Here is a 24385-nt window from a genome sequence, read left to right as displayed (position 1 = left end):
GAATATTACTATTTTTACAAATCTGTGTCTAATCTTCCCTTAACCCAAATCAATGCAGACTGAACTATTGCCCTTGAATGACACGCTTAATGCACTTAAGGGCGACCTGCTGGTTGCTATCGAGAGATTTGAACTCGTAGCAAAGGCCACCCGGGATGTGATTTGGGATTGGGACCTCTTAAAAGGCACTTTTTGGTGGAGCTCGGGAATGCAGGAAAGGTTTGGTTACCGTCCCGACGAATTGGAATCGGGCCCGGGTTCCTGGTTTGATCGCATCCATGCCGAAGATCAGGAGCGGGTAATCCGAAATATTTATTTAATTATTGAAAAAGAGGAAAGCAATTGGTCTGACTTCTATCGTTTTCGCCGAAGCGACGGTTCATACGCAAATGTGCATGACAGGGGTTACACCATTCAAATTAACGGCAAGCCTGTTCGAATGGTGGGTTCGATGATAGATATTACCGATCAGCTACGCTCGGAACAAGCGCATAAAGAGAGCGAAGAGAATTTAAAATTTGCATTGCAGGCTGCACGATTAGGAACCTGGAATATGGACCCGATCAATAAGGTTGTCCAGTTTGACGACCATTGCAGAGCGCTTTATGGAATGCCTTCCGATGAGCAATTAAATTATGACTCGCTTGTTCAATTCATTCATTATCAGGATCGTGAGCGGGTTCGACTGGCAGTAGCGCAAGCCCTTGATAACAAATCACGCAGTGCTTATGATATCCGTTACCGTGCGCTAGGCGCCAGTGACAAAATATTGAGATGGCTGCATTGCAACGGCAAAGCATATTTTACAGAAGAGGGAATGCCATATCGCTTCACGGGCATTATGCGCGACGTCACGCACGAAATCAGCTCACAAGAAAAAGTGCTGTGGGCCGACCAGCAAGCCGCGATGACCATCGAAGGATCCGGAGCCGGCTCATTTTTAATCAAGCTGGGCACCAACGAAATAATCCATTCCCCCACCCTGGCCAGGATCATCACTGGTAAAGAGGACGTAAACATCAGCCGTGACGTTTTCGTACTTCATGTGCATCCGGAAGATATATTACTGCGTCTGGCGGCATATGCAAAGGCCATTGAAACGGGTGAGCTGAGGTATGAGGCCAGATTTGTCTGGAATGACCAATCCATCCATTGGGTGCGGGTCATTGGCAATTATTTATACGATAGCACCGGTCACCCCATTTCAATTTCAGGAATAGTCATGGATATCACAGACCGTATCGAATCTGAACATAAATTAAGGGAAAGTGAGGAACGCCTTCGAACATTGGTCGAACAAGCACCGGTTGCGACTGCGCTTTTTGTAGGAGAAGACATGATTATAGACATTCCAAATGAGGCAATGCTAAAACTTTGGGGGAAAGGTGACGCCGTTATAGGAATGCCTCTGCGACAAGCATTGCCTGAATTGGAAGGCCAGCCATTCCTGTCTATTCTGAAAAATGTCTATGAAAAAGGCGAGGCACACTCAGATAAAAGTGCAAGGGGTGACATCATGATTGACGGAAAGTTGGAGACTTTTTATTACGATTATACTTATAAGCCGCTATGCAACTCGGACGGTGAAATTTATGCCATTCTCAACATGGCGCTTGACGTAACCGAGCAGGTCAAATCCCGGCAGGAATTGGAAAGGAGCGAAGAGCGTTACCGTCAGCTTGCAAATGAACTGGAACAAAGGGTAGAACAACGAACGGCCGAATTGCACCAGGCCAATGCTGAATTGGTCAACTCCAATAATAATCTTCAGCAATTCGCCTATGCCGCCAGTCACGACATGCAGGAACCGCTCAGGAAAATCCAGTCTTTCGGATCCAGGTTGCAAATTACTTATGCCGGAGCATTGGACGAAAACGGCGTATTTATGCTCGATCGGATTCAGGATGCTTCTAAAAGAATGTCGCTGATGATCGATGATCTCCTCGCATATTCGAGGCTAACAACCCGAAACGATGAATTTAGGCCAGTGCAGCTTACCCAGATCGTCAAAGGTGTGCTGGCAGATTTAGAGATTTCAATTCAGGAGCAGGAGACGGACATTCATGTTGGAACGTTGCCGGTTGTTTGGGGGAATTCGTCCCAGCTTACCCAGTTGATGCAAAATTTATTGAGCAATGCAATCAAGTACAAAAAGCCTGATGTGCCCTCCAAAATAAACATATCCTGGCATGAGGTCATGCCAGCCGAACTGAAAGTACTGCCTACTTCACTTCCAGACCACAGATACTTATGCCTGGAAATTGCTGATAATGGGATTGGATTTGATGAGAAGCATCTGGACAAGATATTTCAAATGTTCCAGCGTCTTCACGGCCGGAGCGAATTTTCCGGATCGGGTATCGGCCTTGCCTTATGCAAAAAAGTGGTTCAAAACCATCATGGGTACATTACAGCGAAGAGCGAACCAGGCAAAGGTTCAACATTCCTTGTATATCTGCCTCAGCCGAAATGATAAGCAACCCGGAAATAGTTGTTACTTCTTCCAGATATCCGCGAAATCGTCGTGATGTTTGCGAAACTGCTGATGAACATATTCGCACAAAGGAAGCACCTGTAAATGCTCTTGTCTTGCATAAGCTACCATTTCATCCAGCATTTTTTTGGCAAGACCTCTTCCTTCCAATTCAGGATTTACCTCAGTGTGGTAAACGGTGAGTGTGGTCTCGCTGACCCCGATCACCATTTCCCCCACCTGCTTGCCTTCTTCTTCAATATAAAATCGGCCGCGTCGGCGGTCATCCAGCTTCATTTTAACTTCGCTCATAAAAAGTTTTTTTAATCAAACACCCTCTGCCACCTTCTTCATTTTAGCGAGACCTGTTTTCGCCACTAGCAACGGATCCTGCGCATAATAACCCTGATTAAACACTTCGAATGACAGGATTACCGGTTTATCAGGATTTTTGAGGGATTTTAAAACATCTTTTAGCGGGGCAACGCCATCTCCGGCATAAACACGGTCCGCATCAGTAATCGTTTCGCGGGGAGGTGCTGCCGGGTAATCATTCATGTGAAATATTTCAATAAGCGGTTTCCCTACATCTTTAACACTGTCCATGCCCGAACCGCCTTTATGTAAATGGTAAATGTCCATCAATACCCGTGCCGACGGATGCGCCGCTTCTACCGCAACATATAATATCTCTCCCACCCTGCTCAGGTTTTTCGAAAATCCCCAGAGTTCAAGATGTGGTACAACGCCTGTTTTTTCTCCCAGCTCCAATATCGTCCGATATCTTTCCGCTACTTGTTTCAGATCAAGTGATGCCCCGGTAGTGGCACCCATCGGTGGGGCGGCAACGCGCAGGCAGTCTATCTTAGCCAATTGTTCCATTTCTGTTTTGAGCTGATCCAATGCTTTTGCCCTGGTGCCTTCATCATCCACAATCCATGGAGCAAAGCCGATGGCGTCCTCAACTTTCAGCCCGAGATCCTTAATAATCGTTTTGGCTTCCGCAAGCGTACCGCCGGTCTTGAGATAATCCTGCAAGGTGTTTATCCAAATCTCGACAGAACCATATCCCGCCTGCGCCGCCACTTCCAGCTCCTTACGGAAGCCAAGCTTATGTCCACGAAGCGTGCTCATATTGAGCGAATAGATAAATGGCTGCACCTTATTCTTGACGTTTTCCGTTGGTAGTAAACCCGATCCGGTGACGGCTAGTATGGATGATAATGATTCTCTGCGATTCATTACGATGAGTTATTTGATAGAACTGATTGATTTTTAGAGATGTCGGAGGGAATTACTGTTTTATGGAATATCAGGCTTTCATCATTAACGTCAGCAACTTCCGATCCAGCTTGTGTCCGTGCCAATCTTCGTAGGCAACATCTTCGCGGCGTGAATCCAAAACGCCGAAATCACCTGAGAACTCCCAGAGCGCGAAACCGATGCCATTGGAAGAAAGAATATCCAGAACATCGCCGAACCACGCCAGGAAAACATCATGCGGGGTCTTATTCCAGCTGCCGCATTCTCCGCAGTGCACGCCTACTCCCTTCCCTACCAGGTCGATCCATGGTTTATAAAATTTTTCGAGCATCTCACGGCTTAAATATTTGTCCCCAACCTGTCCGGGCCACTTCGGCTTCGGTAAATTTTCGGTGTCCTTCATCGCCCAGGGTGCCTTATAATGTGAAATGATGCCCGGATGATACCCGCGACAGCTTTGCGCAATGTCTAAATCAGCCAGTTCTGGAATAACCGAGGAGCCGGTATCATTACCATCCGCAATGATCAGGTGTCCTGGATTTTCCTTCCGGATCGCCTCCGAAGCCGCAACCGCAACTTTCCTGTAAGTTGCGCCGGGTACCGTTGATCTTTTAGAATGCTGATCATTCATATCCGCCCGCATACTCGGCTCGTTCAGCAGATCAAAACTGATTTTTTTGGACGAAACACCTTTGTACCGCTTCGCCCACATGTTCCAGTGGATGCAAAATGCGTCCAATGCTTTCTGATCCGTCCAAAGATTATACGGTTCGTTAAATCCGGCATTCACACAATATCCGGGTGCACGGTGCAGGTTGAGACTGACATGCATATTGTATTTATGAGCCGCAGTTACCAGCTTATCAATATGTTCAACCGCTTTTTCGTCTATTTGATATACTTCCTCAGGGGTAATGTTCTTCGTCCTGTCAAATTTCAGATAAGCGGGATAAGCCATGGGAATCCTGACAAAATCAAAACCCCAGTCGCTCATCCATTTAAATTGCTCTTCGTGTGTAGGCTTGCGGCTGGACGCAGGGTCGGGCGAGAAAAAATCAAGGAGATTAAAACCCTTCCACTTTGGGAGTTTGTTCTTCGGCCTTGCATTGAAAGAGGCTAACTCCTCGGCTCCGATTGTACCGGCAGCAACTAGTGCGCCTGTGCTTTTTATGAAAGTCCTGCGATGCATGGGTCAGACATGTTCGTTGTTACTTTCTATAAAATGCCGGTTGGCAGGAATTTTACTTGGCGAGAACTGGCAAGTTTTGAAAACTTACCAGATCTACGCACCTTATTTCGTGTAGATTAACCCTGTTGTTGTATAGCCCGTCCGGCCTTTGTAATTATAAACCATTTCAACAGCCTTGTCTTTAATATACTTGTTTTTCAATTTTTGATGCAATTCAGCCGGTTGTTTTACGCCATTTACAATTAATTCATCCTGGCTAAGTCTGTACGAAAGGTCGCTAATCCCCTTGATGGCACCTGCACTAATCAATTCGTCAATTACGCCATTTTGCATCTTTTCGTATTCCTGCCGATTCTGTTCAGCAGCAAATCTGAATTCCTCTGCATGTTCTCTGGCTTTATTAGCTTCTACGCGGTGTTTATCGGCCTCCTGTCTTTGTTTGTCAGCTTCCGCACGCATTTTCTCTGCGTCTCCGCGCATTTTGTCCGCCTCCTGTCTATGTTTGTTGGCCTCTAACCTCAACTCATTGGCATGAACGCGGTTTTGTTCTGCCCCCTTCCTTTGCACGTCGGCCTGTTGTCTGAGAAGGTCCGCCTCTTCCCTTTGTTTATCTGCTTCTTGACGCTGCTTCTCGGCATCATCATGGGCTACTTTAATATCTTTAATGATCTTGTCAATTTCTGTTTGGTAAGATGCCATTTCACTGTCAGGAACCGGCTTTCCATTGACAACCAGAGCAGTAGTCTTTCCATTTGTTTGAACAATGGTGTATGCTTTTCCATTGGCAGTTACATCATATGTACTTATTCCGTCCTGGGCAGCGTGGATATTGGCGGAATGAAAGATCGTATTTTCTGACTTTTTCTTTTTCGGTAACGTATCGCTTTCAAAAGTTGACGAACGAACCGGCAAGGAAATCCGACTAGCTATCTCCTGTTTTTCCTCAGCTTTCTGCCGATTTTCTTGATGAGAAACAACCCATGCTGGCTGGTTTGGCGCAACATGTGAAACGGCGGCAGATAGTACCGCTACTAAAACTAAACTGATCACTACAAATAATTTTTCCATGGCATCAAGAGGTTTATTGTTGTTATTGATTATTCGTTTAATCCTGTCCAGCAAGTGGTTACGCTTTTTAGAAAACGTCATTGCGAATATATTGCTAGACGTTTTATATTCCTGAAAAGAAACCAGCGCTTCAACGAAGGAGGTCTTATTCCGCATGACCGAGATCGCAAGGTCGTCGCAGCAATGTTCACGCTCTTCTTTAAGTACTGAGGAAATCCAAAGCACAGCAGGATTGAAGAAAAACACGTTTTCAGAAAAAATCTGAATGAGATTAACCAGATAATCGCGGCGGCGGATGTGTGCCAGTTCGTGTAAAAGAATCGCTTCCACTTGCGACGCGGGTAAATTGGCCAGGAGTCCGAACGGGATCAGGACGATCGGTTTCAGAAATCCGATGACCATTGGAACGGTAATGTTTTCGGACTCCATTAATGAAATCTTTTGACTGATATTGAGTTTGAAAGCCAGCGCCTGAAACCGAAGCCGCCATTTTTCGTCCGGCTCATAAATCTTTTGTCGCCGGATCCGATGAAGAAAAACCAAGCCGCTGGCCGCCTGGACGCTCTTTATTCCAAATATCAGAAACCAGATTGCCACAATAAATCCCGCATTCTGACCACAAAAAAACATCAGAGAATCGATCCATTTGAAGTTTTTGGAAAAAGCATTTAGATTGTCTACAGCGCGTGTCTGCGCGGCATTTGCCGGAAAATAATGCAGGTTTTGAATTTGTGCAGCTTCGGAAATGCCATTTTTCTGACCCATTTCAACACTAAATGTGAATCCCACTCCCAACACGAATGCAATGAGGACCAGGGATAGCAAATTGTACCTGAACGCAGGTTTGCTCTTACCTGTCAAAATTAGAACCGCCCCTGCCAATCCCGCTGCAATTAGCCCCTGCCACAGTGAATGTAATAAAGTGAGGCATATCGCCTGAACAAGTTTCTGAAAATAAGGCTGCGTGATCACATCAAAATTCATGGCCAAGAATTGAGATAGGTTAATTATTTATCCAGTTTTTTGAAAAAATCCCTGATCTCGTCCAGATCTTCCGACGAGGTATTTTTATTCCCGAAGAGCTGCATGACCAGGCTCGCGGCTGAACCTTTGTACATAGAATCCACAAATCGCTCCAACAAAGCTGTTTTGGTTTTATCCTCAGCCTCCGCCGGACTATATATATGTTTCATGCTGCTCTCATCCCTGACCACAATTCCCTTTTCCGCCATGATCTGCATTAATTTTAAGGTTGAGGAATATTGAACGGCACGTTTTTCCTCATTAAGCTTATCATTAACAAACCGGACTGTCGATGGACCATGCTCCCAAAGCACCTGAAGTATTTCCAATTCTGATTTCGTAGGCTCCATTAAAAAGTGTTTTCATACCAACGCCTTAAAGGTAGGAAATATTTCGTACGAATAAACTTTTAGGGTTGTTTTTTGTGAATTTTTTGATGAGCAGTTTCTTAATTAATGTTGAAGGATGCCATTGGCATTTGATATCACTTGTTCCCGGGATAAATCCCGGGTCAAGGAGATCGACCGTGCCGCTGGCACTTTTTATCGTACTTAATGCCGCTAGGCATGACCGATATCCCAGCCCAGGGTTTCAACCCTGCCGGCTATGACAATAACGCAATCAGATGCGCAACAAAAAAGCCGCCACCGGAAAGTCCAGTGACGGCAACATTAAAACAATATTTAATGAATCCTATGCTCCCAGCGCCTTCCTTGCATATTCAACGCATTTTGCAGTTTCCTTCACAGCGTCAGACCCCGCAGGAATTTCATATTCCAGCTCAATAGTAGCCGGGAATTTGTATTTTTTCGCACGCATCAGCTCCAATGCTGCTGTAATCGGGGTATCTCCCTGGCCCCAGACCACATTGGCCCCGCCATGTTCTTTGTTTTTTCTGTCTTTGATATGCATGCTCACGATGTTATCATGCTTGGTTTCAATCAAAGGGATCGGATCATAACCTGCTGCCACATAATGCCCCATGTCAAAATTCATCGCATTGTATTTAGACTGGCCCAGCGCAGTATCCCACCATGTCGGCGTTTGCTGCGTGTGACCATGATAACCTACATATACCTTATTTTTTAATGCGATTTCTCCCAGCCTTTTTGTTTGGGCGGGATCATTTGGAAGTTCAACATTAGCCTGGTTTGCTCCCAAAGCTTTCGCAGCGCGAAGCGCGTAGTCCACTTCCGCATCTGTATTTTTCTCACCCAATGCCGACGGTTTAAATGCATAAATACTAACCCCCGCATCATTGTACATTTTGCGAAGCTGAACAAATTTATCCATTGGAGCCTTCACCCGCCACTCGGCAAGTTTAGTACCGTATTCCGCTTGTGCCGCTTTTTGCTCAGCGGTCATTTCCGGACGCTGCCCATTTGCCGCAGGTGCCATATTTGGACGTGGCGGAGCTTCCGGTGCCCCGGCAAATGATTCGCCAGTCGGTCCCATCAGCTCGATCGCGCTGATATTACAATCAATGCAATATTTTAGAATATCTTCTGCGCCGCCCGGCATACTACGCCAAGAATAGGTGATGGCGCCCACCTGTACGCCATTAAATAGTGAGTTAGGCTTTCCCAGGTTTTTGATATAAGCCGGAGCCCCAAAAACAGGCACCTTTACCAATGCAAACCCGGCTGCCGCAAGTGCAGAAGCACCCAAAAATTTGCGTCTTGAAATGTCTTGATCTTCCATGAGTTTCTGTTAAAAAAGGTATCTGATTACTTCAATAATAACGGCCTACGTATTTATTCTCAACAACAATCTTTTTCATTTTTGCAGGATTAATCGGTCCCTGTGCAGAATAGACGATCTTACCACCCGGCTCGACCAAAATCGTATAGGGTAAAGCGCCCTGCCATTTGGGATCGACCGCCTCGATCAGTTTGTACTTATCTTCCACATTGAAAATGTAATTCTTATTGGAAGCAAATTTGCCTTGCAAAAATTTTAGCACTTTTGCCTTTTTATCGGGGCTGTCGGCACTGATGGATATAAATTCAAAATCACGGCCGCGGTACATATGGTGCATCGTCATAAAATCGGGGAATTCAGTAACGCAAGGGCCGCACCAGGTTGCCCAAACATTGATTAACCGGAGCTTATCCGATTTGTTCTGGATCAATTCCTTTATCCCGGCTTCGTCGATCGTTTCCAATGCAACCGCTTCCTTGGCCCAGCCAGCCTGCTCATCCTGCACACCGTGTTCTTTAGAAATCCATTTCATGGAGCAGCCAAAAGTCTTGGTGGTAGGCGCTGGCACAGGCTTACCAGCCACCATTGCCTCTATCGCATTCCTTGCATCAATATTTTTTGGCGTGCCGGTCGGTTTCTCCACGTCGTCAATGCGGCCGTGGTATTGCAGCTTTCTGGCTTTGTCAAAAATGAAAATGTGCGGGGTAGCAACCGGGCCATATGCATTGGCGATTTTCTGGTCATCGCCATCATAAAGATATGGGAAGTTATAAGCCATGTCTTTCGAACGCAATTTCATCTCCGCATAGGTGTCGCCTAGATCGGTGTAACCCAGCTCATCCAGACGGATTGCTTTCGGGTCGTTGGATGAAATGGCAACTATCGCTACCTTTTTTGCTTTGTAATCTGCTGTCATCGCCTTTAAACGATCCTCATAGGCTTGCGCCGTTGGGCAATGGTTGCAGGTAAATACGATCGCAAGAATGTCTGCACCAGCAAAACTTTTCAATGTGTAACGTTTCCCGTCCACACCCAAAAGGTTGAAATCCGGAGCAGCAGCGCCGATTTTCAATGTAGCGGGCTGCTCTGCATAAGCCAGGCCAAGTTGCGCTGCGCCAACAAAAAGAGCTATGAGTATTCTATAAACTGAGCGCATAGGAGTTACTTTTTTATTTAAGATTTAATTATAAAAACAAAAGACCTCACACTTCAATTAATTACTGTTTTTATACCATTAATCTGCCAATATACTTTTGAAAATGCTGCTTTATTTTTTTGGAAAGTCAACCTGTTTTGTTGTTTTCAAATAAGCAATCAGCTCAGTAACCTCCTTATCCGACAAATTTTCCAATAGGCCGGTCGGCATCATGGAAGCAGGCGTTACTTCGCGTGTTTGGATGTCCGATTTATTCACCACAACCGCATCCTGGCCCACAATGCGAAGGGTAACCTGCCTTTCCGTCTCCTTGGCTATGTTTCCAACATATGTGCGGCCATCCCGAGTGGTAACGACCACCATTTTGTAATCATCCTGAATTTCGCCGCTTGGATCGAGAATGTTACCCAATAAATAATCAAGATTAGCGCGGTTTGACCCCGTAAGTTCAGGTCCGATAATGCCGCCTTCGCCATAAAGCTTATGACAGGGCGCACAGGTTTTTTGAAAAACCATTCGTCCCTTCATTTTGCTGGCCTCCGTCACCGACTTGTCTGAAAGCAGGTTACGGTACTTTTTATAAGCTTTTTCATCAAACGCAACGTGATCAATCGGCCCCCATACTTCCACAAAGCCGCTTCCTACAACCCGTCGCAACTGGCGTGCGGTGTAGGTAGGTATATCTTTTTTAGGTATTGCATTTTTTGAAAGAGCCTGCGTAAGAAGCCAGCCTGACTTGGGTCTGGAAGCCAGGGTTTGAATGGCTTCAGACTTTTCGGCAGCATTGAGTTTAGGATATTTTTCGATCAAAGATTTGGCCATTGGCTCATTATCGAATGCAGCCAGGCTTCTGATTGCGTCCAATCTAAGAGAATTGTCCTCTAAAAGTGCAGGAAGCTCTGCGACAAGTTCCGCTCGCTGCCTGCTGGTGAGCGACTGCAATGCTTTTCTTCTCTGCTCTGCTGGGAGATTTTTATTTTTTAGCGTTGCCAAGTCATTTTTTGCAGCCTCGGTATCTCCAAACTGGCGGCTCAGATCCGTCGCCAATTGTGCCGTTTGCTTATCTGATTGTTTCAATTTCGTGAAAACCGCATTCCAGTTTGATGGTGTCTTCATGTCAGTTCTTCCTTCCAATCCATCGCGCATTCCTTTTAATAAATAGGTTCTCCCAGATGTTGCTTTGCCAATGGATGCAACTAACGTTTCAATTTGATCGGCGTCCGTTACCCGACGAGCAATGAACTCTGAAACCATGGGTATCTTGCATTTCTGAGCTACTTCCAGCGCTTTTGTAGGATTTTCTTTGACCAGCGGTTCTATTCCAAACCAGATCATTTTCGGTAAATTATGGTCTTCCGAATCCTCTGCATGTGCGAGCAATCCTTCTGCAATACCCCATCTGGATGCGGCGCCTAGCCTTTGCAATGCCGCTGCCAGATACAACCGCACTACCGCCGACTTATCTTCTACGGCCATTTTTTCAAATTTTGCCAATGCCGCCGCAGATGGTTTTTCATCCTCACACAAAAACTGGATCGCCCAGGAACGTACATAAACATCGGAATCCGAAAGCGATTTGATCAGAAAATCAGGGTCCGGATGGACGAGGTTCAGCGCCCACATGGCACGCAAACGATCATCCGCATTGTCTTTTGATTGAAATAAACTTTCCAGTTTCGCGATAGCAGGCTGTGCAATTTTTCCCTTTGAAGCCCTACTTTGTAAAATAACGCGTGCTCGTCTGGCGTGCCATTCACTCTTGCTGGTTTGCAGATCTGCGAGTTCCAAATCCGTAAGTTTGTTCAAGTCGTCATACCTCCCTTTCCAATTTTCTGCCAGCGAAACTTTTGGCATAATCCTGAAAATCCGCCCGGTTTCGGAGTTTAAGACATCCGATCCGCAAATGTCGGCATCGTGCCAATCCAGCACATACATGCCTCCTTCCGGCCCGATTTCCATGCTAAAACCCACCCATTGTGCATTGTTGGCCAACATGAAATCGTCCCCATGCTTACCAGAAAATCCAGAGCCTTTTGGAACCAGGATATCTGATAAAACGCCGTGCTCGTGAATGTTTGCCATAAAAATTTTACCGCGCTCTGCTTCGGGAAACGCATCAGAAAGATATACCCTCGCGCCGCCGTGCGCAGACCTGTGCGTGTGATCAGCGATGGTTTTGATATCGTTGTAAACATATGGATTGAAATGCTGACCACCCTGCCGATGGTAAATCCCGCCCGGAATGACGTGCCATAGGTGCGGGATTACACAAGCAGTAATCAGCATCTGACCTTTTGCATCATAATCAACACCCCATGGATTGCTAAAACCATGGGCGACCACTTCAAATTTACTTTTCTTCGGATGGTAGCGCCATACGCCTCCGTTGATATCCACGCCATGTTCCACTTCAATATTCTCAGGAAATGGGTCCTTGTGTTTGTATAACTTCCCTTTTCCAATCGGCTTACCCACTTTCGAAGGCGTTGCAAAACCCTGCAAACCATATAGCCAACCGTCTGGACCCCAATGAAAACTGTTCAGCGTCTCATGCCGATCGCGGATTCCCCAACCTGTAAGCCGCACTTCAATATCGTCCATATCCGCCTTATCATCGCCATTTTTATCCGGAACAAAAAGCAAATTCGGCGGTGCACCCACAAACACGCCATCAAAGCCAACAGCCAGCGCAGAAGGAAATGCGATCCCTTCCATAAATACCTTTTTGCTATCTGCAACGCCGTCTTTATCAGTATCTTCCAGAATTAGGATGCGGCTATCCCCTGCATTGGAAAAGCCCTTTCCCCTTGATTCATAATCCTTATTTTCAGCTATCCACATGCGTCCACGATCATCCCAGCAAAACGCCATGGGCTGCGTCATCATGGGTTCGGATGCCCAGGCGTTCACTACAAATCCGTCCTTGATCGTCATCGCCGCTACCGCCTCCTGGGCACTTAAAAACTTCGCCTCACGGCCTTCCTTCTGCGCAATACCCCAGAGAGCGGACGTATTGTACATTCCATTATTACCGATAAACGCACCAAAGGTTTTGTTAAGCTCTACGTCATTCAACTCACCGGTGTATATGACCAGCTCATGCTTGATCACCTCCGTTTCGCCTTTTTTGATATGCCAGTCACCTTTTCTTGCTCGCGCCGGGCCAGCGCCCAATTGACTGTCTACACGCCAGGTTTGCGGATAACCCTTATTTTCAGGATGATCGAGAATGGCAATGTGCGCCAGATTGTCGCGGCCCTCCACCTGCATGCCAATGTCCACCCACAAAGCAGCCTGGCCCTCTGCCTTTTCATTTTTCTGACGTGCAGCGTTCACTACCTCACCTTTTATCCCCTCTTTCCAGGGCATGCGGACAAATAGCCCGCCATAATCGTATTTTCCAATGGTTACGTCGGTCTTTGCTTCTCCATTCCATTCAAGGTCAAGTAAATACTGGCCATCTTTTTGGCGCATCGTCCAGTTTTGGGTTTCGGTCAAAACGGCTGTTCCGGTTGAATCGAGCAGGTCGTAAACGGTTTGCCACTTTACTTCCGGGCCTTTGGCTTCAAGCACTTTCGCAGAAACCCTGCGCCAGTATCCTTCGTCGGGATGGTGAAAATAGTCGCGGCCATTGACTCTGGTATAACCCCAGTAGATACCCGTCTGATGTTTGTGATGGCCCGGACTATATTCGGTTAAAATGCCCTTTCCATCAGGCGCAACAATGGGATGCAGGTAAGGACGGAAATTCGCCTTCGCATTTTGGGTAACAATGGGTTTAGTTTCGCTTCCGCGAAAAATACTGATCGTTTCGGCCGTCTGGTTTTGAACAACCCGAAGCTGTACATCTGCATTAGGCTCAGTTTTCGAATATGAACCGGACTCTGGAAAACGATATCCAAAATTCAGCAGGAGAAAAATCATCAGCAGCGGAGCAGACCGTAAAATACCCATATTTCAACCTTATGTTAATAGCCAATGAGCTAGTTCTATGACCGTTTTTATTTGATAAGAATAAGTACGGTTCTCCCAATAATTACTCAATAAACTATCTGAGGACAGCAATTCCTGAAATGGAGACTTGTATAATCGTAAGCTAATTTGTTAATTTAAATCTAGCCTGTCTCATGAAGCCGCAGTCATGACCTTCATCAAACTTTTCGCTTTATTAGTTATCTTAACCATGATGGAGCATCATGGAATTATCTACCGGACAGGAAAAAAATCCTTATCTGCAAGAAGAGCCGAGGAAAATGCGGAATTACTTTCGGCCGGGCGAAATGCCATGCACGGAAGCTGGCGGCTTTCCGGTATAAATAAAGAGCAAGAAATTTTGATACTGCCATACGACGATCCTGCTGCCATGAGAGGAAAATTGACCGATAAGGAATTGCTTATTTCCTATTTTCCTGACAGCACCTTTACCCAGGTAGGCACGACCGGCAATTTCCTGACTGGGCGGTGGAGTTATGATCAGGCGTCACAATCGGTACTATTGACCGTGGGACGAAAAACGGAAGAGGTACTGCTTACCCTGCAGAAAGCGCCGAATGGACAACGCGTGATGAGCTTTGATTTTGGCAGGAAACAGGCAATGTTGTTATTGGAAGATGGCAAACCTATTCTCGATTTCCAAGATGACCCGTTTTATTGGACCAATAACCAGTGGCGCATTAAGCCCACTAAACCGGAAAACAAAAGGCAATTGGTAAGAAGATTACGAAACTACCTTCTCCACACTGCCTACGTATTGAAGGCAGCGCAGATCAGGGAGAAGCGAAGGGTTTCACTTGAATTTTCGGATGGCATTGCAAAGCTTTATAATGTAGGCATTGGGATCGTCAAGCCTGATAAAATCCCTCAAACCTGGATTGACGGCTTTTATTCGCGGGAAGATGCGATAAAAGCATATGACATTTACGAAGATTATTTGCTCAATGCAAAGCATAAAAAATCCCGGACCGGTAAATGGATCCGGGATGATTACAACATCCTGGTCGATATTCACAACGGGCTGGCTAGCTGGTAATTAGCCAATTTTTATAGAATAAAGAACCTTTCCGGAGTATATGCAAGTGGTACTTGCTTGTCGCTCATCATTTGTTTCAGGTCGCGCTCAATGTTTCTCGAAATCGAAAGTACAGGCGTATCGGTCGGTTTGTTTTCAAAAGGATCCTGCAAATGAATGGCCATTTTCTCGATCAAAAAGAAACAAGCGGTAATCACAATCAGCACAGGAACCATTAGGAAACCAAATAATTCGACCAATCCAAACGGCAGCAGCAGAATAAAAAAGTGCAGCGCGAGGTGAATATACAAACTGTAAGTGGATGGAAAAACCGTGTTCTTAATTCGCTCCGATCGGCCCATAGAATCACAAAGCCGGGTCAATGTCTGATCGATTTCCACTTGCTGATATGGGTTTACCCAACCCTGCTTTAATGCATTGTTCAAATCCCTGGCATGTAACTGGATCAGTCCCAGATGCTTGTTATCATAATCCTTCACGAATTCATAATCTTCTTCGCTGACAAATTTTCCGATCAGAGGCATCGGATCATTTTTCCGCAAGCCCTGACCCAATGCATAACACCAGGCAATCTGTCGTTTGATCATGCGGTGTTTGAAACCCTCGATGTTATCCGGTTCGAAAGGCTCGTCCATCAGTGAAATTACTTGCCGAGCCAAAGTCCTCGAATCATTCACAATCGCGCCCCAGATGATCCTGGCCTCCCACCAGCGATCATAAGCCTGATTGGAGCGGAAGGCAAGCAGAAGGGAAATGATAGTCCCTAGAACTGTGGGGACGGTCATCGGGATGGAAATATTGGTAATGTGGAAATTTTGATAGATGATCTCGATCGCGAAGCCATAAATGCTTACGAAAAGGATCTCGTATTTAATTTTTCCGAAAATGTATCCAATGGGAATATTCTTTTTAAGAAGCATAAGTTTGTTTTTTATTGGGCATCAACCGTTTCGGAAAATGCAGAGATGTTGATCAAATCAGTATTTATAACAGGAAGCCCACATTTTTTTAGGACTGGCAATGCATCCAGACTGCTTTTATTTAGCTTGGGAATGCCGTAACTCTCGGAGTAAGCGATGAAATTAATTTCATGGTATTCGAGGAAATTCTTGAAAGAGGCCAGCTTGTTTCCGTAGAAAAAATCAATTCTAATGCTCAGCAGATTTTCAGCGAACATTCTTTTTAACATTTTACAATCACCCCAGAATTGCTCAGATACCAATTCATATTCTTTCTCCCGCGACCCGGAAAAAAGCAGGTCCTGGATATCATCTGCTACGTGAAATAGATGGGTGAAAATAATTTTAACATCCTCATTGGCATCTCTCAGAATGGCTTCTGCAACCTGAATGCCTTCTTTTGTAAAATCTGTCGGGATCATCACAGTCTTCATAACTCTGTCGGTTTGATTAACAATGCATTTAATAATGATTTCTATGATGCAATGTTACGGCGGAGTTATTAGGCGCAGTTAAGAGGAGAATTATAATGTGATGTGAAAGTTATTAAAATGGGATGAGAATGTTAAAAAGGCATTAGAAGTAACGAAACGGAAGATATGTCAGAAACTGGGTACCCTCGCCTACTTTGCTTTTAACCTCGATTTTGCCCTGATGCATGCGGATAATATTATTTGCCAGCGGAAGCCCGATGCCATATCCTTTGTATTTTTCTGTATTCGAAGCGCGGAAAAAAGGCACAAAAATCTGCCCGATCTCGCGCTCAGGGATACCGATACCTTCATCGAGAATTTCCACAACCGAATAGCTTTGGTCTGCGCGGATCACAATCCCGACCGTTTTGTTATCTGAATATTTACAGCTGTTCAGGACAACATTGGTAAATGCTGCTTTCAAAAGCACCTTATTTCCATTCACCACCAATTTCTGCTCATCTTCCGGCAGGTTATCAAAATTGACCGCCACTTTATTATCCGGAATAATTTTATCAACCGCCTCTTTGACCGAAAGTATCAGCTCGTCGATGCGGACATCTTCCCATTGTTCTTTTTTACCATCAAAACCAGTTTGCGCAAGGCTCAGCATGCTGGTCGCCAGGTGTTCTAGCTTTTCCGACTCTTTAAAGATATTGCGGAATGAGTGCGCCGCATTTTCCGGCAGGCCAGGCACCGATAACCCCAGTTCCGCCTCTCCGCTGATGACGGTAAGCGGGGTTTTGAACTCGTGTGACGCATTGCTGACGAAATTGTTCTGAATTTCAAAGGTAATTTCCAGCCTGTCCAGCATATCGTTGAAAGTTCTCGAAAGCGCCTCGATATCGTCATTGCTGTTGTCGATCACAAGGCGCTGATGCAGATTTAAGGCATTAATACCCTTTACATTACGGATAATAAGTCGTATCGGTTTGAACACTTCATTGGAAAAAAGCTTTCCGAAAGTGAAGACAAAAACCATGGCGATCAGGAAGCCGATAACCAGCAGATTTTTAAGATTGTCCATTTCCGCCAGTCCGTACAGATCCACTGCCGATGAGATCACCATCACATTTTTGCCTTCCTTTTTAATGTTGAGACCAATGTAGGAGGTGTCATTTTTAAAGAAGCGCGCAGGCGCACTTTTGTAAAGGTCGTTATAAAATGACGCGGGCATTGGCAGCTTTTCCTTTGAAATCTGGTCAGCCTGCCCTTTCATAACCCGGTGCTTTTCAAACGGCAGGTCGCCCAAATGCCGTTGCTTAATGTCGTAATAAATGGAAGTAAGCGATTCATTCTCCTCGATTGCTGCGTGACCCACAATGTCGGCACGCACTTCCAGTCTGTGAAAAAAGCTGGCAGAAATGCTTTCAGAAGCGAAAATGTAAATGAATATGCTGAGCGAAAGTATGATCCCGGCGGTGAGCGCGGTGAAGATCAGGGCAATCTTATTTTGGATCTTCATAAGCCTGGCGAATTACATAACCCATGCCGAATACAGTATGGATCAACTTGATTTCATGGTTCTTGTCGATTTTTTTGCGGAGGTAGTTAATGTAAACGTCCACGACATTGGTGCCAAGGTTAAAATTGATGTCCCAAACATTTTCCAGGATCTCCATTCTGTTCAAAACCCGGTTTGTGTTGGTGAGCAGGAATTCCAGCAAACGAAATTCGGTAGCCGTGAGCTCAATACTTCGCGATCCGCGATTGACCTTCTTGCTAATCTTGTCCAGCATCAAATCACCAATCGTCAAAACACCTTCTACGCGTTCTTTTTCAGGTTCCTTTCCTCTTCTCGTCAACGTCCTGATTCTCGCTTCCAGCTCAGCCAGCTTGAAAGGCTTGGTCATGTAATCATCCGCACCGGCATCCAGCCCCGAAACAATATTTTCAGTGGTTTGCAATGCCGTAAGCATTAGGATAGGTGTAGATAATTGCGCATTGCGAACCTTTCTGCACACTTCCATACCGTTGATGACAGGTATCATCAGATCCAAAATAATAATGTCAAATGCATGGTTCAGCGCCATTTGCAGGCCAGATTGACCATCCATTGCTACTGTAATTTCATGACCTGAGGCAGTAAGACTTCGCTGAATTACTGAAATAACGCTGGGTTCATCTTCAATGAGCAAAAGCTTCATGTCGCGTTTAAAATGCTGAATTTTTAAATATAGCGCCGCAAGCGGGAAGCTCAAGCTGCAACAAAAAAAAGGGAGAAAAATTTCTCCCTTTTCAGAACTTCCAATCTCAATCGAACCTTCGAAAAGATCCGTATTTAATTACTTCGTGGAAACGCTTTTCATTTGCAATCCTACGATGGCTGCTTTCTGAGCAGCGCTGTGCTTATTGGTGTCAACTGTAAGCTTGGCAGTTTGTGGTGCAGGACTTTCCAAAACAGGAAGTGAGACAGGTAACGCTTTATTTAATACTGAAACTCTTACTTTCTCTTCAACTTTATATGTAGAATTCCCAGCGTTAGCATAAGTTGCGATAGTCATGGCCATCATGGCAGCTACTATCATTGATTTTGTATTTTTCATTGTTAATAGTGTTTACTTTTTTTGTTGTGTTTTTGACTTTGTTTCTGATACAAATATACTACAATATTCCGAATACAAACGTTCAGGGTAATTAATAGCAAAACAATATTTTGTGAAATACCATATAAATCAAGAATTTTATCTGAGTTATGTGAGTCATTTTATGGTACTATTTCAATATTGTAAATTCAAAAGTATCCGTTTTCAACCTTTTTTCACTAAAAAACATTTTGCAACTCAGAGCCGATGCCAATCGAAATACTGTTTTAAATAAATGACATCAGTAAAATTTCGCAATTGGTTAAGAATTAGGAATTTTATTCGGAGTGGATTATATCGATAGCCTATTTTCCCAAATAAAAGGGTGAATACGCCATCAATCCAAAAAATTTTTCAATAATTTTTTTAAAAAAATGGCACAAATGATTAAACGGCAATTTTTGGAAGGTCACCGGCATGTTCAAAAGCCGGGAATGAATTCAGTAGCTTACCAGTTTAGATGAAATAACCTTTAACATGATGACCAATGAGTACAACTAAAACATCGTCAACGTTTAAAATCGGCGGGGAAATTGAAATAAGCAGGCTGGGTTATGGCGGTATGCAGCTCACCGGCCACGGCGTTTGGGGTGAAGTTTCAAACCGCGAGAATGCCAAAAATGTTTTAAGAGCTGCTGTGGAGGCTGGGGTTAACTTTATTGATACCGCCGACTCTTATGGTCCGCATACCAATGAAATCCTGATCGCCGATGCGTTGCAGCCTTATCCGGAAAGTCTTCTTATCGCGACGAAAGGCGGTTTTGATCGCACGGGCCCTAACCAATGGACCATCAACGGAAATCCAAAACACATTAAGGAAGCGATCGAAGGAAGTCTGAAACGCCTGAAACTGGATGTCATAGGCCTCTGGCAATTGCACCGTTTCGATCCCAAATTTCCAATAGAAGAAACACTTGGGCCAGTGGCTGACGCCGTGAATGCAGGCAAAATTCGCCATGTTGGCTTGTCGGAAGTGAATGTGGAGCAGATTGAGCGCGCGGAAAAAGTATTGCCGATTGTGTCCGTTCAAAATTTATACAATTTGGGAAACAGACAATGGGAAGATGTGCTAAACTATACCGGGCAGCGCGGAATGGCCTTTATACCCTGGTATCCACTCGCATTGGGCCCCGACAGAATGAAAAGTAAGATTGCAGACATTGCCGCGAAGCATGATGCAACCACAGCACAAATTGCGTTAGCCTGGCTTTTGAAAAGGGCTTCAAACATTCTTTTGATTCCCGGGACGAGCTCATTGCCACATTTGCAGGAAAACATGGCAGCGGCCTACGCTGAACTTTCCGACGAGGATTTTGCTGCTCTTTCGGTATAAATTGAGTGGCACCATTCGCTATCTCTTTTCCAGTTTCTTTAATTCACTCTGCAGATAAGTTTTGGGTAACCATTTGGTACCGATCATTACTCCCTCAATATTTTTGGTTTGGCCAATATCTTCCAATGGATTTCCATTCAACAGGACCAGATCAGAAACATTTCCAATTTTTACAACACCCGAATCCATCTTTTTAAGATATTCGGCCACATTCACTGTTCCCGTTTTCAAAGCTTCGTACGGTGTCAATCCGGCATCAGTCAGATATTTCATTTCATGATGGGTAGCAAAGCCAGGCACATTCAGGACCTGAGGGGCGTCACAGCCTAGTAACAATTGGACCCCGCCCTTCTGACACGCCAGAATCAGTTTCCTGCGAATATTTACAAATGCTTCTGCATGTTCTTTGCTAAACTTCGGATTGTTATTGTAAGTATTCTTCGCGTTCATCCAGTTCTTTACATCCTCCGGCTTCATGTATTTCAAATCAGGGTCATTGGCGTAGTCATTTGCTGGCGAAGGTGATAGCCACCGTTCCGCAATCGCTTGTGTGGGAACAACCCTGATATTTTTTTCTTTTAAGGCCTTGATGAGTTTCGGGATTTTGCTGGTGTCTGCGCTGTAAGCGGTCCAGCTGCTGAAAAGCCCCGTTTCCTGTTCCGCCAGCGTGTCAATACCTGGTGTAATGGCTTCAACGAAACCATCCAGGTGATCAATTGTCGAGTAACCAGCGTCAATAGCCGCCCAAACGCCAACCGCAAATGAAACGTGACCGACCATCGGAATACCCAGTTCAGCAGATGTCTTTGCAATGCCCGGAAAGGTCTCCTTCGTCAAACCTGGAAGTAATTTGAGATAATCATAACCTGCCGCCTTCTCTTCTTTTACCATTTCAATTCCTCTTGCAGCCGTTTTCACAGTCTGACCGCTAAAAGCAGGGCCGGTAGTGTAGAAATTCGGGCCTAAGATTTCGCCGCTGCGCACTTTTTCACGCAGTTCAAGGTGTTTGGCGTTACCCAGCATGCCGCGGATTGTGGTAATGCCGTTGACCAGATAAAGCATCAAAACTTCCTTCATTGGTGCAAGATCATCCACCGCAGGCACGTGCGCATGCATCTCCGACCAGCCGGGCGTAAGATACTTGCCCTTTGCATCCACAATTAACGCGCCTTTATCAACCCTCACCTTCGAATCGTCTCCCAGGGCGGTGATCTTCCCATTCTTTATTACCACAGTCTGGTCCCGCAAAACCGTCTCCCGATCCATCGGAATCACATTCACAGATTTAAAAACAATTTCTCGATCGGCATTGCTGACAGGCGACTGGGCGGAAGCAGTCGTTAAAGCAATCGCGCAGAGGAAGAGGCTCAGGTAGTGGTTCATAGGAAGATGTTAGCTGTTAGCTGTTAGCTGTTTTTAAAAAGTAGAAAACGTTCATATCTAACACATATGTCAAATCGTAAGTTAAAGAGCTAAAAGCTAAGCGCTAAAAGCTAAAAGCCAATAGCCTAAAAAGCTCAACCCAACGCCGCCACATTCTGGGCATTCTTCTGCGCTTTTAATGCCAGCTCCGTTGCCAGGAAACAATGCTCCTGCGACATTGCGGTTTCGGTGCGATTAAGTACATCGTCGACAAGCTGGCGGCCGTAGGGTAGTTCTACTTTGCTGCAATCGATGTAAGCTGTTTCTTTGTTATTCACGACAAAAAGGTGGTTTCCACCTTCCCGACCGCCGATATCGACATTTTTGCGGATTTCGATAAATCCTTCTGTGCCAAGGACGGTTAAACGTCCGTCACCCCAGGTACTCAGTCCGTCGGGCGTAAACCAGTCCACCCGGATGTAACCTGCGCCACCGTTTCCTCTCAACATCGTATCTCCGAAGTCCTCGAAATTAGGATATTGCGGATGATTCACATTACCAACCTGCGAAGCAACGATCTCGGCTTTTGTCGATCCCGTGAAGAAGAGGAACTGATCAAACTGATGCGAAGCGATGTCGCAGATAATGCCGCCAAAGCGTTTTTTATCAAAAAACCATTCGGGGCGGGTGTCGGTACTCATCCGGTGCGGGCCCAGACCAATGGTTTGAACCACCTTCCCAATCACACCTTCTTTTACCAATTCCCCCGCTTTGATAGTCGCCCGGTTTTCCAGCCGCTCGCTGTACATAATCGAATAAATGCGTTTCGTTTCCTTCTGCACTTTACGCACCTGAGCTAGTTGTTCCAAAGTTGTGATGCCCGGCTTATCCACCATATAATCCTTCCCACTTTTCATCACCCGGATCCCCAGGGGCGCACGCTCGTCCGGAATGCCAGAACTAAGTATCAATTGAATGCTCTTATCGTCAAGAATTTCCGCCTCACTTTGCGCTTGCTTAATCTTTGGATAGCGTTTCTGAAATGCGCTGGCCAGGTCTGGTTCTTTGGCATAAAAAGAGATGAGCTCTCCGCCGCCTCTGACGACCGCCGAAACCTGCCCATGAATGTGTGCATGATTTATGCCGATCACCGAAAATTTAATCCTAGGCGGCATTATTGCCGACTGTGAATTTTCCATTTGGTCCGTTTTTGCTGCTCCCATCACTTCCTGGGCCAACGAGGGGATCATCATTAAGGTGGCGGCAGTGTTGACAGAATTTTTAATAAACTGGCGGCGATTATCTTGTGATTCTTTCATTGCTAGGATTGAATATTGTGATTACTTTATGAAAAGCACCTTTTTTACATATTTAATATGTTGTAATCAAGGACATTGTTATCCGCTTCTCTCCCTTACAAACAGAAAAATCATTGTTTACTACTTGTTACCAATCGCAATGCCGAATGTGATCCGGGAATCGTTGCGTTTGCGGGTGGCTTCCACTACGCTTTCATAAGAATTTTCAAAACTCGTACGCAATGTAACCCACTTATTTAGCGGCAATTCGAGCGATATGATGGTATTCCAGCGCACATTAGAAAGATCGTTCAGGGCTGGCTGGATGAAAGTGAGGTGATTCAAACGGATCTTATCCTGCATAAAGGCGTGTTTTCCTTTGATCCGGAAAGAATTACGGATGGTACTTACGTTTGCTATCTCCTGAAAGTTGGTCGATTCGTACAGGATCGCATTGGTAAGACTTAGAATATTGTTTTTGCTCCGCATAACCCGATATCCTATTCCGGCTCCCGCCATTTGCCTGGAATCAATTTTTCGGAGATTACTCGTTTCCAATGCTGCAAGCCCGAAAACATAAGTTCTTCTTTTTTTAAAGATGTCTACAAAAAGATCTGCATAACCATCCCTTTCCGCCAGGACGCCATTTTGTTTACCATACGTGAATCGCGGGTTGGTTGCAATATTGATCAACGGCCCGCTAAACGTCAGTTCAGCACGAAGCACCATTAATGTGCGGTTCACATTACCTTTTGTAAAATTGCCATCTCCAATAAACCGGTATCTCACGGTATCGATCAGCGCTTTTGATTTTGAAGCCGAATCAATTTTCGCGGCAGCAAGGGAATCGGCCGGGAGGGTCTTAGTTTTGTCAGCGGTAGTTTGCTGGGCAAAGACCGGTTTGATTGAGATGAATAAAAAGAAAGCGGCAAGCTTTATTAAAAGGGGGCATGTCCGATTTTTCATCTTTCCAGCGCTTTCACCTTGCCTAGTCTGCGCATATGCCGTTCCTCGCCGGTAAATTCTGCATTTAAAAAAGCTTCAACTAGTTCCTGCGCGGCCATATTTCCGGTTACCCTGCCGCCAAGACATAGCAGATTAAGGTCATCATCTTCCACACCCTGATGCGCCGAAAAATGATCATTGATCAGCGCAGCCCTCACACCCATAACTTTATTCGCCGCAACCGAAGCGCCTACCCCACTGCCACATACGGCGATCCCGCGGTCTACCTCTTTTGCAGCAACGGCCTTGGCCAGCGGAATGACAAAGTCAGGATAATCGTCCTTGCTATCAAGCAGATATGCACCAAAGTCGCTGACATGATGCCCTTTTTTCATCAATATTTGTTTTAAAAATTCCTTTAACTCGTAACCTCCATGGTCTGCTGCTAATCCGATCTCCATTTGAAAAATTGTTAAGTACGATTGAAATGGTGAAATACTATATCGACCCCACGGCGGTAATTTCGCT

General features: G+C 45.3%; 20 protein-coding genes. 3 read left to right on the top strand and 17 right to left on the bottom strand.

Annotated features, from left to right (window positions below):
• The first annotated feature begins 52 nt into the window (after window positions 1-52).
• Entirely contained in the window at window positions 53-2473 is a 2421-nt protein-coding gene (locus FHS68_RS14280; RefSeq protein ID WP_229211907.1) for a PAS domain-containing sensor histidine kinase, read from the top strand.
• A 21-nt stretch (window positions 2474-2494) separates the two neighbouring features.
• On the opposite strand, the gene FHS68_RS14275 is transcribed toward FHS68_RS14280, so the two are convergent.
• From FHS68_RS14275 to FHS68_RS14240, 8 genes are all read right to left on the bottom strand, one after another.
• Window positions 2495-2785, bottom strand: coding sequence for a GNAT family N-acetyltransferase (locus tag FHS68_RS14275; RefSeq protein ID WP_167271258.1), 291 nt, complete (start codon window positions 2783-2785; stop codon window positions 2495-2497).
• Between the two features lie 15 nt (window positions 2786-2800).
• Window positions 2801-3715, bottom strand: a complete 915-nt coding sequence (locus tag FHS68_RS14270; RefSeq protein WP_167271256.1) for a sugar phosphate isomerase/epimerase family protein — start codon at window positions 3713-3715, stop codon at window positions 2801-2803.
• Between the two features lie 70 nt (window positions 3716-3785).
• On the bottom strand, window positions 3786-4925 hold the full coding sequence (locus FHS68_RS14265) for a cellulase family glycosylhydrolase (protein WP_167271254.1): 1140 nt from the start codon (window positions 4923-4925) through the stop codon (window positions 3786-3788).
• A 102-nt stretch (window positions 4926-5027) separates the two neighbouring features.
• Complete coding sequence (locus FHS68_RS14260) at window positions 5028-6977, bottom strand: M56 family metallopeptidase (protein ID WP_167273244.1); 1950 nt, start codon at window positions 6975-6977, stop codon at window positions 5028-5030.
• 23 nt (window positions 6978-7000) lie between these two features.
• On the bottom strand, window positions 7001-7366 hold the full coding sequence (locus FHS68_RS14255) for a BlaI/MecI/CopY family transcriptional regulator (RefSeq protein ID WP_167271252.1): 366 nt from the start codon (window positions 7364-7366) through the stop codon (window positions 7001-7003).
• A gap of 343 nt (window positions 7367-7709) precedes the next feature.
• Complete coding sequence (locus tag FHS68_RS14250) at window positions 7710-8717, bottom strand: sugar phosphate isomerase/epimerase family protein (protein WP_167271250.1); 1008 nt, start codon at window positions 8715-8717, stop codon at window positions 7710-7712.
• A gap of 31 nt (window positions 8718-8748) precedes the next feature.
• On the bottom strand, window positions 8749-9873 hold the full coding sequence (locus tag FHS68_RS14245) for a redoxin domain-containing protein (RefSeq protein ID WP_167271248.1): 1125 nt from the start codon (window positions 9871-9873) through the stop codon (window positions 8749-8751).
• A gap of 111 nt (window positions 9874-9984) precedes the next feature.
• Window positions 9985-13827: a PVC-type heme-binding CxxCH protein gene (locus FHS68_RS14240; RefSeq protein WP_167271246.1), complete on the bottom strand. Its 3843-nt coding sequence runs from the start codon at window positions 13825-13827 to the stop codon at window positions 9985-9987.
• 229 nt (window positions 13828-14056) lie between these two features.
• On the opposite strand from FHS68_RS14240, the gene FHS68_RS14235 reads away from it, so the two are divergent.
• Complete coding sequence (locus FHS68_RS14235; RefSeq protein ID WP_167271244.1) at window positions 14057-14902, top strand: hypothetical protein; 846 nt, start codon at window positions 14057-14059, stop codon at window positions 14900-14902.
• Window positions 14903-14913: 11 nt separating this feature from the next.
• Here the strand turns inward: FHS68_RS14235 and FHS68_RS14230 are convergent, their stop codons facing one another.
• The 5 genes from FHS68_RS14230 to FHS68_RS14210 all read right to left on the bottom strand — a co-directional run bounded on the left by FHS68_RS14230 (window position 14914) and on the right by FHS68_RS14210 (window position 18880).
• Window positions 14914-15822 (bottom strand): bestrophin family protein, encoded by a 909-nt coding sequence (locus tag FHS68_RS14230; RefSeq protein WP_167271242.1) that lies wholly within the window; start codon window positions 15820-15822, stop codon window positions 14914-14916.
• Window positions 15823-15833: 11 nt separating this feature from the next.
• A complete protein-coding gene (locus FHS68_RS14225) occupies window positions 15834-16295 on the bottom strand; it encodes a hypothetical protein (protein ID WP_167271240.1) in 462 nt (153 codons plus the stop codon).
• A 142-nt stretch (window positions 16296-16437) separates the two neighbouring features.
• Window positions 16438-17799: a sensor histidine kinase gene (locus FHS68_RS14220; RefSeq protein WP_167271238.1), complete on the bottom strand. Its 1362-nt coding sequence runs from the start codon at window positions 17797-17799 to the stop codon at window positions 16438-16440.
• Window positions 17783-18481, bottom strand: coding sequence for a response regulator transcription factor (locus FHS68_RS14215; RefSeq protein ID WP_167271236.1), 699 nt, complete (start codon window positions 18479-18481; stop codon window positions 17783-17785). The genes FHS68_RS14220 and FHS68_RS14215 overlap by 17 nt, the downstream gene beginning before the upstream one ends.
• Window positions 18482-18619: 138 nt before the next feature.
• The gene (locus FHS68_RS14210) at window positions 18620-18880 is read right to left on the bottom strand and encodes a hypothetical protein (protein ID WP_167271234.1); all 261 of its coding nucleotides are present in this window, start codon (window positions 18878-18880) and stop codon (window positions 18620-18622) included.
• A gap of 526 nt (window positions 18881-19406) precedes the next feature.
• Between FHS68_RS14210 and FHS68_RS14205 the strand changes: the two genes are divergently transcribed.
• Complete coding sequence (locus FHS68_RS14205; protein ID WP_167271232.1) at window positions 19407-20252, top strand: aldo/keto reductase; 846 nt, start codon at window positions 19407-19409, stop codon at window positions 20250-20252.
• Between the two features lie 18 nt (window positions 20253-20270).
• Here FHS68_RS14205 and FHS68_RS14200 read toward each other — a convergent pair whose 3' ends face one another.
• The 4 genes from FHS68_RS14200 to FHS68_RS14185 all read right to left on the bottom strand — a co-directional run bounded on the left by FHS68_RS14200 (window position 20271) and on the right by FHS68_RS14185 (window position 24318).
• Window positions 20271-21635: an amidohydrolase family protein gene (locus FHS68_RS14200; protein ID WP_167271230.1), complete on the bottom strand. Its 1365-nt coding sequence runs from the start codon at window positions 21633-21635 to the stop codon at window positions 20271-20273.
• Between the two features lie 134 nt (window positions 21636-21769).
• Entirely contained in the window at window positions 21770-22933 is a 1164-nt protein-coding gene (locus tag FHS68_RS14195) for a Gfo/Idh/MocA family protein (protein WP_167271228.1), read from the bottom strand.
• Between the two features lie 120 nt (window positions 22934-23053).
• Window positions 23054-23878: a DUF481 domain-containing protein gene (locus FHS68_RS14190; protein ID WP_167271226.1), complete on the bottom strand. Its 825-nt coding sequence runs from the start codon at window positions 23876-23878 to the stop codon at window positions 23054-23056.
• Window positions 23875-24318: an RpiB/LacA/LacB family sugar-phosphate isomerase gene (locus FHS68_RS14185; RefSeq protein ID WP_167271224.1), complete on the bottom strand. Its 444-nt coding sequence runs from the start codon at window positions 24316-24318 to the stop codon at window positions 23875-23877. Before FHS68_RS14185 ends, FHS68_RS14190 begins: the two co-directional genes overlap by 4 nt.
• Between the last annotated feature and the right edge of the window lie 67 nt (window positions 24319-24385).

The organism is Dyadobacter arcticus, from assembly GCF_011762185.1.
GTDB lineage: Bacteria > Bacteroidota > Bacteroidia > Cytophagales > Spirosomataceae > Dyadobacter > Dyadobacter arcticus.
Note: the sequence above shows the minus strand (reverse complement) of the source record. Positions and strands in the feature narration are given on the sequence as shown.